The 16,965-nt window shown below is 63.1% G+C and carries 12 protein-coding genes and 2 tRNA genes; 3 read left to right on the top strand and 11 right to left on the bottom strand.

Going from position 1 to position 16,965, the window contains the following annotated elements; genetic code table 11:
• Positions 1–53 precede the first annotated feature (53 nt).
• Positions 54–1,658: a GMC family oxidoreductase gene (locus tag QXZ94_RS20935; RefSeq protein WP_315722012.1), complete on the bottom strand. Its 1,605-nt coding sequence runs from the start codon at positions 1,656–1,658 to the stop codon at positions 54–56.
• Between the two features lie 156 nt (positions 1,659–1,814).
• Positions 1,815–3,248, bottom strand: coding sequence for a coniferyl aldehyde dehydrogenase (locus tag QXZ94_RS20930; protein ID WP_315722011.1), 1,434 nt, complete (start codon positions 3,246–3,248; stop codon positions 1,815–1,817).
• Between the two features lie 492 nt (positions 3,249–3,740).
• Between QXZ94_RS20930 and QXZ94_RS20925 the strand changes: the two genes are divergently transcribed.
• Positions 3,741–3,817 (top strand) — tRNA-Met (locus QXZ94_RS20925).
• A 153-nt stretch (positions 3,818–3,970) separates the two neighbouring features.
• Here QXZ94_RS20925 and QXZ94_RS20920 read toward each other — a convergent pair.
• Positions 3,971–5,326, bottom strand: a complete 1,356-nt coding sequence (locus QXZ94_RS20920) for a hypothetical protein (protein WP_315722010.1) — start codon at positions 5,324–5,326, stop codon at positions 3,971–3,973.
• A 91-nt stretch (positions 5,327–5,417) separates the two neighbouring features.
• Here QXZ94_RS20920 and QXZ94_RS20915 point away from each other — a divergent pair, with 91 nt between their 5' ends.
• Positions 5,418–6,563: a hypothetical protein gene (locus QXZ94_RS20915; protein ID WP_315722009.1), complete on the top strand. Its 1,146-nt coding sequence runs from the start codon at positions 5,418–5,420 to the stop codon at positions 6,561–6,563.
• Positions 6,564–6,668: 105 nt separating this feature from the next.
• Positions 6,669–6,745 (top strand) — tRNA-Met (locus QXZ94_RS20910).
• Between the two features lie 305 nt (positions 6,746–7,050).
• Here the strand turns inward: QXZ94_RS20910 and QXZ94_RS20905 are convergent.
• From QXZ94_RS20905 to QXZ94_RS20870, 8 genes are all read right to left on the bottom strand, one after another.
• Entirely contained in the window at positions 7,051–8,388 is a 1,338-nt protein-coding gene (locus tag QXZ94_RS20905) for a HAMP domain-containing sensor histidine kinase (protein ID WP_315722008.1), read from the bottom strand.
• Between the two features lie 34 nt (positions 8,389–8,422).
• Positions 8,423–9,076: a response regulator transcription factor gene (locus QXZ94_RS20900; RefSeq protein WP_315722007.1), complete on the bottom strand. Its 654-nt coding sequence runs from the start codon at positions 9,074–9,076 to the stop codon at positions 8,423–8,425.
• Between the two features lie 62 nt (positions 9,077–9,138).
• Entirely contained in the window at positions 9,139–10,458 is a 1,320-nt protein-coding gene (gene ccmI, locus QXZ94_RS20895) for a c-type cytochrome biogenesis protein CcmI (protein WP_315722006.1), read from the bottom strand.
• The gene (locus QXZ94_RS20890; protein ID WP_315722005.1) at positions 10,455–10,940 is read right to left on the bottom strand and encodes a cytochrome c-type biogenesis protein; all 486 of its coding nucleotides are present in this window, start codon (positions 10,938–10,940) and stop codon (positions 10,455–10,457) included. Before QXZ94_RS20890 ends, ccmI begins: the two co-directional genes overlap by 4 nt.
• 17 nt (positions 10,941–10,957) lie before the next feature.
• Positions 10,958–11,494, bottom strand: coding sequence for a DsbE family thiol:disulfide interchange protein (locus tag QXZ94_RS20885; RefSeq protein WP_315722004.1), 537 nt, complete (start codon positions 11,492–11,494; stop codon positions 10,958–10,960).
• Between the two features lie 8 nt (positions 11,495–11,502).
• Positions 11,503–13,491, bottom strand: a complete 1,989-nt coding sequence (locus tag QXZ94_RS20880) for a heme lyase CcmF/NrfE family subunit (RefSeq protein WP_315722003.1) — start codon at positions 13,489–13,491, stop codon at positions 11,503–11,505.
• A 285-nt stretch (positions 13,492–13,776) separates the two neighbouring features.
• Positions 13,777–15,273 carry an ankyrin repeat domain-containing protein gene (locus tag QXZ94_RS20875; RefSeq protein WP_315722002.1) on the bottom strand — a complete coding sequence of 499 codons (1,497 nt, stop codon included), beginning with the start codon at positions 15,271–15,273 and terminating at the stop codon, positions 13,777–13,779.
• Positions 15,260–16,561, bottom strand: coding sequence for an NAD(P)-binding domain-containing protein (locus QXZ94_RS20870; protein ID WP_315722001.1), 1,302 nt, complete (start codon positions 16,559–16,561; stop codon positions 15,260–15,262). The genes QXZ94_RS20875 and QXZ94_RS20870 overlap by 14 nt, the downstream gene beginning before the upstream one ends.
• Positions 16,562–16,965 lie beyond the last annotated feature (404 nt).

Below are 16,965 nucleotides of genomic sequence, written 5' to 3'. Positions count from 1 at the left end.
ATCGTCATTGCTCGTCGCTCCATGAGCTCGACTCACGCTTGCCCGCGGCAGGATCAGTTGGCTCGCAACTCGGCTCTGATCATGTCGGCGGCCTTCTCGCCGATCATGATGGTCGGCGCATTGGTGTTGCCGCCGATCAGGGTCGGCATGATCGAGGCATCGACCACGCGCAGACCGGACAGGCCATGCACCTTCAGCGCGGGATCGACCACCGCGAGCGGATCGTCCGTGCCCATCTTGCAGGTGCCGACGGGGTGATAGACCGTGTCGACGCGGGCGCGCAGGATGGCGCGAATGTCGTCGTCGGTCCTGACGTCCGAGGTGAACAGGTCGCGTTTGCCGAGATCGCGCATGGCCGGTGTCTCCATCAGCCGCCGCGTGGTCTTGTAGCCCGCGACCATGGTCTCGAGATCGTCGTCCTCGCCGAGGAAGTTCGGATCGATCAGCGGCGGCGCCAGCGGATCGGCGCTCCTCAGCGCCACCGTGCCGCGGCTCTTGGGCCGCAGCAGGCAGAAATGGCATGAGAAGCCGTTGCCATGCCGCTTGCGGCCGTGATCATCGGTCACGGCCATGCCGAAATGCAGCTGGATGTCGGGGACGTCGAGGTTGGGATCCGTCTTCAGGAAGCCGCCGCATTCGGCGAAGTTCGAGGTCAGGACGCCGCGACGCTCGCGCCGATACTGGCCGATGCCGGCCAGCAGCCGGCGCAGGCCTTTCGGTGACAGCGATGAGAAGTTCGGATTATCGGAGGTGTAGGCAAAGATGAAGTCGGGATGGTCCTGCAGGTTCTGGCCGACTCCCGGCAGGTGGTGAACGCCGGCGATGCCGAGCCTTGCCAGCGCGGCTGCATCGCCGATGCCGGAGAGCATCAGCAGCTGCGGCGTCTGAAATGCACCGGAAGCCAGGATCACCTCGCGCCGGCAGCGGATCTCCTTGACCTCCTTGCCCTGGCGATACTTCACGCCGACGGCGCGCTTGCCGTCGAATAGGATCAGCGAGGCGTGGGCCGAGGTCTCGACGTGCAGATTGCGGCGGCTGCCGAGATGCGGCTGGATGTAGGCGCGCGCAGCGCTCCAGCGCTCGCCATTGCTCTGCGTGACCTGGTAGAGCCCCAGGCCCTCCTGCGTCTCGGCATTGAAATCGTCGCGGATCGGAAACTGCGCCTCGCGCGCCGCCTGCAGGAAGATCTCGTGCACGGGATTGCCGGTCCGCAGCCGGTTGACCGGCAGCGGACCCGACTGGCCGTGATAGTCGCCGTCAAACTCGGCATTGTTCTCGGCGCGCTTGAAATAGGGCAGGACGTCCTCATACGACCAGCCGGCGTTGCCAAGCGCAGCCCAATGGTCGTAGTCGGCGCGGTGGCCGCGGATGTAGACCATCGCGTTGATCGCCGAGGATCCGCCGAGCCCGCGTCCGCGCGGCTGATAGCCGGTGCGGCCGTTGAGGCCGCGCTGAGGCACCGTCGTGAACGACCAGTTGTTGACCGGACCCGCCACCATCAGGAACAGCATGTAGGGCGTGGTCACGATCCAGTTGTCGTTGCGCCCGCCGGCATCCAGCAGCATCACCGACGTGGCCGGATCCTCCGACAGCCGCCCCGCGACCGTCGCTCCACCGCTGCCGCCACCCACGACAATGAAATCGACCTCGTCCACCACGCGCGTCTTCTCCCTGATGTGTTCTTCGTTATTTGGTCGTCAGTCCGGGGCGCCGCGCATCTGCGCGGCGAACCCGATCTCGAGCTTGGTTTGCTTGTCAATCACCTCGAGATTCCGGGTTCGCGATGCGCGCGCCCCGGACTGACTCGGAGTTGTTTAGCTCAAAAACCGCAGCAGCTTCTCGATCCTGGCAATGCTGGCGCCGTAGGGCGGATACAGATCCTTCATGCGGTTGAATGGCGAGCGGTAGAACACCGGCTTCAGCTTGCTGAAGCTGTTGAAGCCCCATTCACCGTGATAGTGGCCGATGCCCGAGGCGCCGACGCCGCCCATTGGCTGGTTCATCTGCGCGAAATGCAGCAGGCAGTCGTTGATCGTGACGCCGCCGGAGACGGTGCGCGCCAGCACCGCCTCGCGCGCGGCCTCGTCGCTGCCGAACCAGTACAGCGCCAGCGGCCGGTCGTGAGCGTTGACGTAGCGAATCGCCTCGTCGGCATGTCGATAGGTCATGACCGGCAGCAGCGGGCCGAAAATCTCCTCCTGCATGATCGCCATGTCGGGCGTCGCGCCGACCACGACGGTCGGCGGGAATTTTCGCAGCTTCTTCCATGCCGGATCTTCCGGGCTTGTCGTGCTCAGCGGCTTGGCACCGCGCGCGATTGCGTCGCGCAGCAGGCCTTCCAGCCGGGCATAGTGCCGGTCGGAAATGATCGACGTGTAGTCGCCATTGGTGGGGGTGGTGCCGAACATCTCCTGCATGTTGCGATGGAGCTTGTCGGCGAACGCGTCGCGCTGCGGCTCGGGCACGAACACGTAGTCGGGCGCGATGCAGGTCTGCCCGGCATTGAGCAGCTTGGCGTAGGCGATGCGCTCGGCGGCTTGGTCGACGTCGGCGGAGAGATCGACGATGGTCGGCGACTTGCCACCGAGCTCGAGCGTTACCGGCGTCAGATTGCGCCCCGCGGCCTCGGCGACGATGCGGCCGACCCGGGTCGAGCCGGTGAAGACGAGATGATCGAAGGGCAGTCCTGCGAAGGCCTGCGCGATGCCGTCCTCGACGCCGGTGACGGACAGCTCGGTCGGATCGAATTGCGCGGCGATCAGCTCCTTGAGCAGCGCGGAAAAGCGCGGCGTCAGCTCGCTTGGCTTGATCAGGACGCGATTGCCGGCCGCGATGGCGCCGATCGCAGGGGCGAGGGTCAGCTGCAACGGATAGTTCCAGGGCGCGATGATGCCGACGACGCCCAGCGGCTGCGGGATCAGCCGGTTGCGGGCGGGCCAGAATTGCAGCGAGGTCGCAATGCGCCGCGCCGCCATCCAGCGCGGCAGCATCTTCAGCGTATGCTTGATCTCGGTCTGCAGAAACAGCGTCTCGGCGATCGTGGTCTCGACGGCGCAGCGATGGCCGAAATCTGCCGAGATCGCCTGCTCCAGGCGTTTCTCATTGGCGGCGAGCAACGTCCGCAGCCGTGTCAGACGTTCCAGCCGCGTCGCGAGCGGCGGCGGCAGCGCGCTGCGCGACGCTTCGATCATGGCGTGAAAGACGTCGTCGAGCGCCGATATCGGGGGACTCTTCAGGGAGTGGTCCATGGACGTCTCCTCACGTGTGCTGCGGCCGCGTGCCGGGCCGTCGTTCTGGTTTGCCCGAAGCTGCCGCGTTGCGGAACCGTTGGCAAGCGTGGGCGGCGGCTGTTTCACACGGGATCACGGAGGGGCTGCGGAGCCTGCTTGGCCAAGGCAGGGCAGTGGCACCATCTGCGCCTTCGAGGAACTTCCGCGCGGGCCCCGGGGCCGCTTTGAGGTCTGACGCCGGGTGAAACGGAGTCTAATATTTAAGTTTTTGATCTTGCATGATAATTTTGGCGGCGCCGGGCGCCTTTGCCGGTGTCACAATCCGGCAAAAAAACTTCCGAAAAGCCCTTTCCAAACCGGCCCTGCATTGGTACATACCGCCCGCACCCGATGGCCGGCCCGGCCGACGGGCTCAAGCCTTCTCAGGAAGCCTTTGGGATGTGATCGGCGGCGCTGGTGAGCGTCAGCCAGGAGCATCCAACGATTCTCTGAAGGCCGTGCACGGATTAACGCGGGGTGGAGCAGCCCGGTAGCTCGTCAGGCTCATAACCTGAAGGTCATAGGTTCAAATCCTATCCCCGCAACCAAGTAAACTTAAGCCCTTGAAATCGTGAAGATTTCAAGGGTTTTTGTGTTTCAGGAACCTTTTGAACCGGCAACCAAATGAATATGTTTGGTGCTGTTGAGTGCAATGTCACCGTAATGGCAAAAGTTGCCAGATCCCGAATTCAGGCCCTAGCTTAAGACAGCGTGCCAATTGCGCTTTGGAGTAAGGCTTCGTCGTCGAGGGGTGCGCCGTAGTCCAGAACGGTTTGCATTAATTGGCGCGAGTAGCGTTCAAGCGGGCTTGTGTAGAGGTATTCACCGAGGTTTGTGAGCTCAAGCCGATCGAGCCGATCACTCGCACGGGGGTGAGAATCCATCGCATCACGCAAACGAAGTTTTCCTTTTAGCCTTGTCTGCAGCAGTTCCCCCGCCTGCTGTATGAAATCCATATAAACAAATAGCAGATAGACGCCCCCAAGCGAACTTTGGTAATCGCGCAGACCATCCGTGACGCGTTTAACGCGCGCATCGTCGGCGCGATCAGGCGCTTCCGTCGCGATCCGGGTGTTTGCAACAAGCTTTGACCGCATCAGGCCGAGCGCAAACGCATCTGCGGCGTATTCGAATTCGTGACGCACGGTCTTGATGTTGAATCCGGAATCTTTTTCAGCTTTCAGGCGACGCGGATGATCAAGCGCAACGTGCCCCAGCTCGTGCATCATGATGAAGTCGAGCTGCTCCACCGTAAGCCGGTGCGCCATAGCACCCATACGCTCATCGTAAAGGGTGGTTGTCGATCTGGTAATACGCGTTGCATCTACGTCTGACCAGAAATGAAGCACAGTGGGCACGATGCCTTCCCAAGCCCTCGACAGGCGTTTGGGCCCGGCCATTTCCTTCGTGCTGAAGTAATGCAGCAAATACTTGTTCAGATGCTTAAGGATCGGCTCAAGTGCATAATTTGCACCGATCAATGCACCATCGTCGAGCGCGAATGTCGTCGCATTGAATTTGGCACGCTTGACGAGAGCGCAAGCAACCTTGTCTAGCTTATATCGGGTTACGTGCTCCTCTGGGAGTTCTGCCATCACGCGCAGAAAGCTCAAGCGGCCCCAATAAGGAAGCAGAGCGCTCGGCGCTCGAAACTTGTCAGCAAGATTGAGTGCGGTCTCGGCGAGATACTTATTGAGAACGAAGTTATATGCCGCCGCAAATTCAATATCGGCGACACTTTCGGGCTTGGGCCAGCTCACGATGAACAATGATTGGAGGCCCAGGAATAACATTTCTTCGGGCCGTATCGGATCAGCTTCGTGAAGCTTAAGAATAAACTGCCGCTGCAAGTCCGAAACGCCTTCGAAAGCGCCGTAGTCCGCGACTTGAAGGTGCTCTAGATCAAGCGCAAAGGTCGGCTTAGGTCCCTCCCCAAGCTTCTCGATGACGTATGCCATCGAGCCGTACATGAGGCCTTCGAGGTGTTTTCCATCGACCACCGGCAGGCAGCGGTCGTTGTCTTCCCTCATCCATCGTTGGTAGACGTTTTCAGCCATGCGAGAGGACGAATTAGAGCGGGATTTTTTGAGTTGTGCTAACCTTCGCGTTACACTTAAGGAATGGTTGCAGCAAGCGGATTGCATGCCAATGGGCATATTTGACGATATTGCCCGGGAGAATGATCAGCCGCGTCAGGAAGGCGAGCCACTCTTTTCCTACCTCAACAAGAGCAGTCGCGCCGAAGCCCAGCGGGTGCGCGATTTGGTCGATGAGTGGATATCGGAATACCCGGAATCTCACCGTGAAGGCCTCGTCGCCCGGTTGCGCTCCGATATTGATGATCACCATCAGAGTGCGTTTTTCGAGCTGTTCCTTCACAAATTCCTTCGTGCTCGAGGCTGTAAGATCGTCGAAATCGAGCCCAAGCTTCAACACACGAATAAGTCCCCCGATTTTCTCGTCGAAACTTCTGCGGGCGAGCGGTTCTATCTGGAAGCCGTTCTGGCCTCTGGACGCTCAAATCAGGAAACCGCAGCGTACGCGCGGCTCAACACGGCCCTTGCCGCCATCGACAACGTTCCTTCGCCGAACAATTTTCTCTCACTCACGACCGAGGGGCTTCCAACCGCTCCTCTTTCACTGAAGAAGCTCAAGCGAGGCGTACAATCTTGGATCGCTGGATTGCCCGCCGGTGAGGCCGCCAAGGACGCCGCCCCATTCAAATACGAGGAGAACGGCTGCCGGATCGAACTGCGGGCGTTCCCCAGAAATAAGCCCGAGGAAGGCGATCGAGCCGTCGGCGTGCGTAACTTCCCGATTAACCAGATCACGCCGCATCAGGAAATTCGCCCCGGCCTCAAAAAGAAGGCGTCGCGATATGGAGAGCTCGATCACCCCTACGTTGTCGCGATCGACTGCCTATCGATGTATCAACGCGAGGAAGGTGTAATCGACGCGCTTTTGGGCGAACCGTATGTTGCCCTCACAAGAATGCCCGATGGGACTCTCAAGGAGGAACACCTTCGGAGGCCGGACGGCATTTGGTATGGCCCACCAAATGGACAACCACAGAACACGCGGTTGAGCGCAGTGCTCGCCTTCTTCCGCATCGATGCCTGGAACTTTGTCACCAAGAATGGGCTCCTGATCCCTAATCCCTGGGCGGGAAAGCCCGTGCCCGCGCTCAATCTGGGAACGGCCGAGTTGACGCTAGTAAATGGGGCATATCAACGGTCCGAGGGATCAACGGTGGGGACATTGCTGGACATGCCCGCGAACTGGCCCGAGGAATAAAGCGGGCGGCTGAATGGCACATAACTGGCACATGACGCCAAAATGGAGCGCAATTTAATTTCTTGCCCTCCGTAAATATAAGATTATACAAGCGTTTCTCATTGATACGGGATAGAGCAGCCCGGTAGCTCGTCAGGCTCATAACCTGAAGGTCATAGGTTCAAATCCTATCCCCGCAACCACTGAGGCCGACACTCCCGCAGCCGCCCCGGCTGTGGGAGTTTTGGTTTTTGCTCCCTTGTCCTTTTGAGCTGTGGTCCAGCTCAGGACGGTGCCGAGTTCCCCATAAAGTGTGGCCTCGATCTGCCTTCGCTTGGCGCCCGGCCGGAGCATAAGAGAGCTATGGAGTCGGTGATTGCCTCGCCGGTGACGATTGCGTCCCGCAGAACCGGCAGTCGTCCGCTCCAGGAGAGAGCGGCGCGCCACCTGCAAGGAGAGGGCCGGGGAGGAGAAGGCTTGTGGAGAGGTGGTGCCGTAAGAAGCCGAGCTACGATGAGCTTAGGCTGGCCTTCTTTTTCAGCGCGAGCTTGAGGGCGGCGCCGCCCATTCTCGAATTCTCGATCCACAGTCGACCGTCATAGAGGCTGATCAGGTCGCGGGCGATCGCGAGGCCGAGCCCGGTCCCCGGCTTCGTGTCGTCGAGTCTCGTGCCCACGTCGAACACACGGGTTCGATGTTCGACTGGAATGCCCGGCCCATCGTCCTCCACCGTGATCAACACGGTGCCCTCGAGGTCTTGAATCGAAATCACGACGCGGTCGCGCGCCCATTTGGCGGCGTTGTCGAGCAGGTTGCCGATCAGCTCGGTCAGATCGTTGGTGTCGCAGGCGACGACGAGGTCGGTCGGGCCTTCGACGTCGAACCGCCGCTCGTGCCCCGGACCAAATCGAGAATAGGTGTTGATGACGCTCCTCAGCACGTCTGCCAACAGCGAGCAGGCGCCCGCATTTGCGATTCCGGACGCCTTGGCGCGCGCTGTCTGATAGTTGATCAGCAGCGCCATTCGCGAGCATTGCTCCGAGAGGGCCCGGGCGTGATGCCCCTGGCCGGACGCCCTCAGCCGCGCCGCTTCCTCGTCGAGAATGGCCAGCGGTGTCTTCAGCGCATGCGCGAAATTGCCGGCGAGCACCCGGGCACGATCGACCATCGTCAGATTGGCCGTGATCATTCCGTTCAACTCGGTCACCAGCGGCATGATTTCCCCCGGAAGGTCCTCGGGCAGGAGGGTGGTCTTGCCGCTGCGCACGTCCACGATGGCGCGACCCATGCGTTGCAGCGGCCGCAGTCCGTAGACGACCTGGGCGTAGGCTGTGCCGACCATGGCGAGTGCCATGAAGCCCAGCATCGCCACCAGCGTCAGATTGAGGTGCTGCATCTCGTCGCTGATCAGCCGCTCATCCGCGCCGATGCGGACTTCGAGCGGTTGCCCGAGACGCGACGGCTCGCTGACGGTTCGAATCATGCGCAGCGGCCCGGTCGGCCCCTCCACATTCGTGAGCGTCGTCACGGTGCTCGAGGATCCGTCGTCGGGTGTGAATGACAGAAAGAGATCGTCCTGCAGCGACGGCGAACGCGCGCTGCTGCCGTTCTGCAGAATGACCTGCCAATACATGCCGGACCGGGCAGGGGAAAAGCGCGGGTCGCTCAGATGACGGGTGACGATTGGCCGCTGCGCTGCGTCGAGCTCCACGAGATCCACGAGCTCGCGGGCATGATCGAGCAGGTCATGATCAATGTGCGCCTCGACGACACGTCGAATGACGATCGAAAGCCCGAGCCCGCTGGAGAACAAGACGATCGAAATCCAGATCGCGGCGACGGCCATCATTCGGGCACGGAAGTTGCGACGGAACATTGTTCTATCCGAAGCGATAGCCCAAGCCTCTGATGGTGCGAATGCAGTCGCGTCCCAGCTTTCTCCTGAGACGAGCAATGTAGACCTCGACGGTGTTGGAGTCGCCATGATCGTTGCCGGCATAGATGTGGTCCAGCAGCTCGGTCTGTGACACGATATGATCGGCGCGGCGCATGAGGAGTTCGAGGATACGCAACTCGAGTGCGGTCAGGTCGACGATCTCACCGTCCTTCCTGACCGAGCCTGCCGCAGGATTGAATTCGATCTGACGGAGACGGAGCACCGTTTCAGGTCTGTTGCCGACTCGTCGGAGCAGCGATTTGACCCGTGCGACGAGCTCCTGGGCCTTGAAGGGCTTCTCGAGATAGTCGTCCGCTCCCGCGTTGAGACCGTTGACGCGCTCGGCCCAGCCGCTGCGCGCGGACAGGATCAGCACCGGCATCGTGTGTCCGGTATGACGCCAGCGCTGCAGCACGTCGAGGCCCGAGATGCACGGCAGACCCAGATCGAGCACCGCGGCGTCATAGGGCTGGCTGTTGCCCAGCATCCAGCCTTGCCTGCCATCCGTCGCGAGATCCGCCTCGAAGCCGGCGTCGGCCAGGCTTGCCTTGATGCGCTCGGCGTAGACGGGCTCGTCCTCGATGAGCAGAATGCGCATTTGCCACGACTCCAGTCTGTAGAAGGGGCCGCTGATGCTGACACGCGGATCGGCCCCGGACGCTATGGATTGATCCCGAGCTGCCGGGCGGAGTCGGCGATGCGCGTGCGTTCGGGAACGTCCTCTGAGAAGATCGACAGGGCGCGCTGCAGGGATTGCTTGGCCGCCTCGACCTCGCCCAGCACAACCCGTGAGCGGATCAGCTTGATCCAGCCCTCCGCATCTCTCGGTGATTGCTCGAGCCGTGTCGCAAGGCCGTCCACCATACCGCGGATCATGAGGTTGCGGTCATCCGAGGACATGGTCTCCGCCTTGCGGATGTCATCGGGGCGGGGGCCGCGCGGCTCGGCCGGCTCGCTCGCGGCCGTCTGACCGGAGCGCAGCAGCTGCTGCATGCGCTCGGCGGAGAGGTCAGGCCGAACAGGCGGGGACGAGCTGCCGCTCTCTCCGAGCTCGCGGCGAAGTGCGTCGAGCCGCTGCTTGAGATCGGGCAGCCACGGCTCGTTCGGATCGGACTCGGCTACGATGGCGGTCCAGTCGGCCATCGCACCTCGCTTGTCGCCCTCCTGCTCCTTCACGACGCCGACGAAGAAGCGGGCGCGCGCGTCCTTGGGATCGAGCTTGAGCGCTTCATCGAAATCCGCGCGCGCGTCCGATGTGACGGTGCCGTCCGCGGCCCGCACCAGCGCTTCGCCGCGCGCACTACGGTATTCGGCCGAGCCCGGCCGCAGCTCCGTGGCGCGCCCGTAGGCCTGCGCCGCCTCGGCAAAGCGCTCGATGTTGAACAACGACCAGCCCAGCAGCCGCCATCCATCGGCATCCCGGGGATTGCGCTCCAGTCGCGTCTGCACACGCTGGATCATCTCCTCGACCGGCGGCAGGCCGCTGCCCTGCTGCGGCCGGTCGCGTCCGTCCTGCCCGGTCATCTGCTCCAGCGAGGCTATGGCCTGGGTGCCGGCGTCGGATCGCGCCTCGGCGACCGACCTCGCGGTGGTGCTGCCGGCGGTCTGGCCCGACCCGGCTGCGGGCACATCCGGATTTCCGACGAGCGCGTACAGGGCGACGGAGCCGAACACGACCGTCGTCGTGACGACGATGAGCGCGAACTTTCGTTCCGAGCTGGTGAGGGGGGAGGCTGGCGGCTGTTCAGCGGCAGCCGCGGCAAGAATGCGCCGTCTGATCTCGTTGGCAGTGGTCTCGCCGTCCGACTTGTCGATCAGGCCGCGCGCGGTGTCGTTCTCGATCTCGCGAAGCTGGTCGCGGTGGACGGCGAGTCCCTGCGCCGAGGCCAACTGTCTCCGCTCGTAGCCGCGGATGAAGGGCGTCGAGATGAGCACGGCGGCCACGGAAATCATCGCCGTCAGGATCAGCCACAGCATCATGAAAGGCTCCGTTGATCGAGGATCGCCTCGATGGCTTTGAGTTCGTCGGCGCTGAGCGGAGCGGCGCGCTCCGTCTCGGGCGCTGCCGCATTGGCCGACGCCCGGCGGACGTAACGGCCAAAGACGACGATGGCGATCAGCAGTGCGAGGAGCGGGCCGATCCACAGCGGAATCGTATTCCACTGCAGGGGCGGCTTGAGCAGGACGAAATTGCCGTAGCGCGCGACCAGGAAGTCCACCGCCTGCCGGTCGCTATCACCGGCCTGCAGGCGATCGCGCAGCAGGACTCTCAGATCATGCGCCAGCGGAGCGTTGGAGTCGTCGATGCTCTGATTCTGGCACACGACGCAGCGCAGCTCCTGGCCCAGCGCGCGCGCCCGGGCTTCCAGCCGCTCGTCCCGCAGCATTTCGTCGGGAAGCACTGCAAGGGACGGCGACACGCTCGTCGTCAGGGCGAGCGAGGCGACGATCAGCGCGGTCATTCGGATCCGCGACCGACTCATGACTCGCTCCTCAAGGCCTTCAGCAGCGGTTCGAAATCGCTGCGCCACACATCCTCGGTCAGCGGACCGGGATAGCGAAAGCGGATGCGGCCGGCCCGGTCGATGACGAAGGTCTCGGGGACACCGGTCACCCCGAGATCGATGCCTGCCCGGCCGGACTCATCGGAGCCGACGCGGGCATAGGGACTGCCATGCTTGGCAAGCCAGCGCTTGCCGTCGTTCCGATCGTCCTTCCAGTTCAGCCCGTAGATCGGGATCGCGGCGCTCTCTGCGAGCTTGAGCAGCATCGGGTGCTCGACGCGGCACCCTGGACACCAGGACGCGAACACGTTGAGCAGCATGACGTCGCCTTGCAGATCGGTATTGGCGAGACCGGCACTCTTGCCATCGAGCGATGCAAGCTGGAAGCGCGGCGTCGGCTTGTCGATGAGCGTCGAAGGCATCCGCCGGGGATCGTTGGTCAGGCTGAACGCCAGCCCGACCGCCAGGGCGGCAAAGGCTGCGACGGGGATGAGATAAGGGAGGCGCGACATGTCTCGTCCTATTCGGCAGGAACGGCCGCCGGCACGGCCGGTATCGCCCGGCGCGGCGCGCCGACGCGCAGTCTCCGGTCGGCCAGCGAGATGAAGCCGCCGCAAGCCATCATCAGCGCGCCGATCCAGACCAGCGGCACGAGTGGATGATAGTAGCAGCGCACCGCCCAGCCGCCCTTGTCGTCGGGATCACCGAGCGTCACGTATACGTTCCAGATCAGGTTGGTGCGGATGCCTGCGGCGGTGGTCATCTGCTGCCGGACGGGATAGAAGCGGCGCTCGCTCGACAGCTGCGTGAACGGCTTGCCGTTCCGCGTGATGTCGAAGACGCCCCGCTCGGCTTCGTAGTTGGGGCCTGGGACCTTTCCGATCGAGCGCAGCTTGATGTCATAGCCCGCAAGCTGCAGGCTCTCGCCCGGCCGCAGCATCTGCACCTTTTCGCTGGCCCACGCCGTCATTCCCGTGATGCCCGCGACGGTGACGCCCATTCCTGCATGGGCCAGCACCAGCCCGTAGACCGCGAGCGGCGTGGTGCGCGCGAGGTTGAGCGATGTCGCCAGCGGGGTCGCCGGGCCGAGGCGCATGCGATGCACCAGCACCATCAGCGAGCCGATGACGAGCCAGACGGCGATGCCGAAGAACAACGCGACCAGGAAACGCTGCCCCAACGTCGCAATCAGGATGGCGACGGAGACGAATGCCGCAAGCGCTCCGGCGAGGCGGAGCCGCTGCAACGCCGCGACGAACATATCGCGCTTCCATTTCAGAACCGGGCCGACCACCATGGCGAGCAGCACCGGGACCATGATCGGAACGAACGTCATGTTGTAGTACGGAGGGCCGACGGAGATCTTGTCGTTGCCCAACATGTCGACGATCAGCGGGTAAAACGTGCCGAGAAACACCGTGGCGACGGCCGCGGTGAGCAGCATGTTGTTGAGCACCAGGCCGCTCTCGCGGCTGACGGCAGCAAACAAGGCCCCGTGCTTCAGGCTCGGCGCGCGGATCGCATACAGCGTCAATGCCCCGCCGGTCGCCACCAGGATCAGCGCCAGGATGAAGGCGCCGCGCGATGGATCCTGCGCGAAGGCATGAACGCTGGTGAGCACCCCGGACCTCACCAGGAACGTCCCGATCAGACTCAGTGAGAAGGTTACGATTCCCAGCAGGATCGTCCAGCTCTGGAGCGTATTCCGGCGCTCGACCACAAGAGCGGAATGCAGCAGGGCCGTCCCCGCAAGCCACGGCATGAAGGAGGCGTTCTCGACGGGGTCCCAGAACCACCAGCCGCCCCAGCCGAGCGTGTAGTAGGCCCATGCGCTCCCGAGCGTGATTCCGATCGTGAGAAAGCACCAGGCCGCCAGCACCCACGGCCGAACCCAGCGGGCCCAGCCTGCATCGACCCTGCCCTCGATCAGCGCGGCAACCGAAAATGAGAAGGCCATCGAGAAGCCGACATAGCCCAGGTAAAGAAACGGCGGATGAAACGCGAGGCCTGGATCCTGCAGGATCGGATTCAATCCGTTGCCTTCGAGAGGAGCATCGATCAGCCGTGCGAACGGATTCGAGGTCGAGACGATGAAGGTCAGGAAGCCAAGGCCGATCATGCCGTGGACGCCAAGCACGTTGCTCTGCAGCCTGTCGGGCAGGTTGGTGCCGAACAGCGCCACCGCCGCGCCGAACACCGAGAGAATCAGGACCCACAACAGCATGGATCCCTCATGGTTTCCCCAGACACCGGAGATCTTGTAGAGCAGCGGCTTCAGCGTGTGCGAATTGGCCGCGACGACCTGCACCGAAAAGTCGGAGTGAACGAACAGCGACGTCAGGCATACGAACGCGATCGCGACGAACAGAAACTGAGTCAGGGCGGCGTGACGAACGAAGCCGGCGATCATCGCGGACTGGCGACGCAGCGCCGCAAACGGAACGATCGACTGCGCCAGCGACACGACAAGCGCGATAATGAGTGCAAAGGATCCGGCCTCCGCTGTCATGTTGGCTCCCCGACCGCAGCGACTATTCCTGCGACTAACTATCAAGTGTCCGTGATGAACTGGTACTCAATGCGCCGAATGAGGCATCATTCGTACCGAACGATGATGATCATTCGACGTGCGCCGTAGTGTTAATGCAACTGATTTGCATCGGCTAATCGGCGGGCTATATTCCGCGACGAAGCGCCTTGCTGGTCGAGAAATGCCCGCTGATAGCTCTTTATGGCTCGCGCGGCGAATGCCGCATCGGCGCTGGTACGGATGCGGATGCAGGACGGCTCGTCGCTATTCCAGGAGCTTGGCAATATCGCCATGGCCGCTGGCTGTCGCAATGTCCGCGGCACGCTCGCGCCGCTTGTTCTTCAATTGCTTCTCGGCCCCGGCGGCGAGCAGGCTCTGCACGATGCCGACATGGCCGTCAGTCGCGGCCATCATCAGTGCGCTCATGCCCTGGGCGTTGCGCAAGTTCGGATCGGCCTTGCGTTTGAGAAGTTCCGCGACGACGTCGGCGAGCCCGGCGCGAGCAGCGAGAATCAGCGCAGTGTTTCCGCTCGTGGTCGCACGTCTGGGATCGGCGCCATGCTCCAGTAGAAACAGCGAGGCTGGGGCACTGCGACCTTCGATGGCGGTGAGCAACGGCGTCTTTCCGTCGGCGTCGGCGCGGTCGACGCCGGCGCCGGCACGGATCAGTTGATCGAGGGCCCGTACATTGCCGTTATTGGCGGCGTGCCAGAGTGCGGTACGGCCTTGCGTATCGGCGGCATTGAGGTCGGACTTCTGAACGAGCTGCCGATCGAGCGCGGCATTGGCGCATGATGCGACCGCGAGGATCAGCGGGGTCCGGCCGTCCGCTGTCGTCGGCAGGCTGCTCGAAACGCCCTCGAGAAGCGCGGCGGTGGCGGCGACGTTGCAGCGGCTGACCGCGATCAGCAATGCGGTCGAGCCGTCCGGCCGCGCGGCGGATGGATCGGCCGCCCGCGTCAGCAGCAGTTTGACGACGTCTGCGTGATCCTTGTCCGCGGCCAGCATCAACGGCGTGTCGCCGCGCCGGTTGCCCGTGTTCGGGGTGGCGCCTGAGGCCAGCAGCAGTTCCACCAGCCGCAGATGCCCGGCCGCCGCGGCGATCGCCAGCGGTGTATCGCCGTCCTCGTTGACCGCATTGACGTCGGCCTTCGCAGCGATCAGTTGGCGCATCGGATCGAGCTGACCGCGGAGGGCCGCATCGATGATGGCTGGATGGCCATTTCGCATCGCGGCCTGCGCATCGAGCGTCGGAGGCGGCTTGCGCGCTGCTACGTGCTCCGTCTCGCGGGTGCGGGGGAACGAAGGTCGATTGGCCATGTCGGCCAGCAACCGCTCTGCGGGTTGATAGCCGGCGGTCGCCGATTTGCGCAGCCAATCGCGCGCGCGCTCGGGATCGGCCGGCGTCCCGCGCCCCGCGAGATACATCGTCGCGACATTGTATTGCGCCTTGACGTGCCCCTTCCTTGCACTCGCGTCCATCCATCTGAACGCCAGCGCGTCATCGGATCGGGTGCCTAGACCCGAGCGGTAGAGCGATGCAAGCCGGTACTGTGCCTCCGGATCGCCGGCGCTGGCCGCGCGCTCGAGCAGCTTCACGGCTTCCTCGGGACGTCCGACCCGGATCGCCGCATCGGCAGCCTGGGTGGCACCGGCGCTTGCGCCCGTCGGCGCGTCGTCGGACAGCGCCACCGACGCCATGTTCAAGCCGACGAGACAGATCAGGGGGATGATGACGAGAGAAGATCTATGCCGTGCCATATTTCGTCTCGACCTCGATACCCATGCTCTTCAGGAAAGCGGTCGGCAGAATGCCGCCGACGCAGACGATGACGGCATCGTTTGGGATCGTGTTCATGCTGCCGTCGGCATCGATGTCGACGTCGTCACGGCCGATCCGTTTGACCGACGAGTTGTAGATGACGCGAAGCCGCCCTGATCGAGCGGCGGTTTCGACCTGCTGGCGGTTCTTCAGCTTGGCGCGATTGAAGGACTCGCTGCGATGCGAAAGCGTCACCGTCGTTCCAGGCTCGTCGGCGATGGAGCACGCGGCTTCCAGCGCGGCGTCGCCGCCGCCGACGACGAGCACGTGCTGGCCGCGATATTGCTCGGGATCGATCAGCCGATAGACGACCTTGGTCTGCTCCTCGCCTGGAGCCTCCAGCTTGCGCGGCGTTCCGCGGCGTCCGATCGCCAGAAGCACGGCATGGGTTCGGTAGTTGCCGCGGTTGGTCCTGACCTCGAAGTCTTCTCCGGCTCGGGTGACGGCTTCGACGCGTTCGCCGACGTGCACCTTGAGACGGGCCTTGCGCACGATGCCCATGAAAAAGGCGATCAGCTGTTCCTTGCTGAGCTCCCTGAAATTGAACTTGCCCGCGAGCGGCAGCGTGAAGGGGGCGGTCATCACCAGCTTGCCGCGGGGGAAGTGCGCGACAGTGCCGCCGAGCGAGTCCTGTTCGAGGGTGACGAAGCGCAGCTTATGCTGCAGGCAGGCGAGACTGGCGGAGAGTCCGGCCGGACCACAGCCAACGATCACGACGTCCAGCATGTCGGACTTGCCGATGGTCTTGATCTTGCGGACGGAGTCGATCGCCTGACGTCCCTGCTCGATGGCGTTGCGAACCAGCCCCATCCCGCCGAGCTCGCCGGCGATGAAGAGGCCGGGCACGTTGGTCTGGAATGCCTCGTCCACGTTCGGAATGTCGATGCCGCGCGTCTCGGTGCCGAACACCAGCGTGATGGCGTTCACCGGGCACACCGCCTTGCAGGCGCCGTGTCCAATGCAATGCGAGGGCTCCACCAGCGACGCCTTGCCGCCGATCAGGCCGAGAATGTCTCCCTCCGGACATGCCCTGACGCATGAGCCGCAGCCGATGCACAAGGCGGGATCGATGATCGGATGAAGCGATGCCGGCTCGAGAAGACCGGCGTCCTTGGCAGCCGAGAGCTTCGCGACGCTCTTTATCTCTCGTCTCTTGCGCACGGCCATGTAGGTGGCCCAGACGCCGAGCATCGGAGCTGCGTAGACGATCAGGAGATCGAGCGCCATGTCGTTCTCGCTCCCCTAATTCTACGAACTAACAGAAGGGCGGTGGAGTCGCTGACCGCAGCGCGAAACGGTCGACGTCGGTGCTAGATGCAAATTCCTCTCAAGAGATGTCGACATAGAAATTCCAGAATGATCTGTCGTCTTGCGGACAAGGATTAGGTCATTCGTTGAACAGATGGCGTCGGCGGAAATATGGCTCGCGCTGATTTCGGACTAATGACGTCAGTGTCGGAAGATCGGAGGAGTTGTTGCAAGTGGTTATCACTAAATGCTCTCTTGATTGAGATGCGGAGATCTGCAGGTGAGCCGGACATCCGCCGATCCGGCAATCGGGTTTCGCAGGACGCGTCAAGGACATGAGCAGGGCAACGGTCGCTCGCGTGAGCGGCAATCCTCTTCGAGGA

The organism is Bradyrhizobium sp. SZCCHNS2022 (assembly GCF_032377575.1).
Classification (GTDB): domain Bacteria; phylum Pseudomonadota; class Alphaproteobacteria; order Rhizobiales; family Xanthobacteraceae; genus Bradyrhizobium; species Bradyrhizobium aeschynomenes.
Note: the sequence above shows the minus strand (reverse complement) of the source record. Positions and strands in the feature narration are given on the sequence as shown.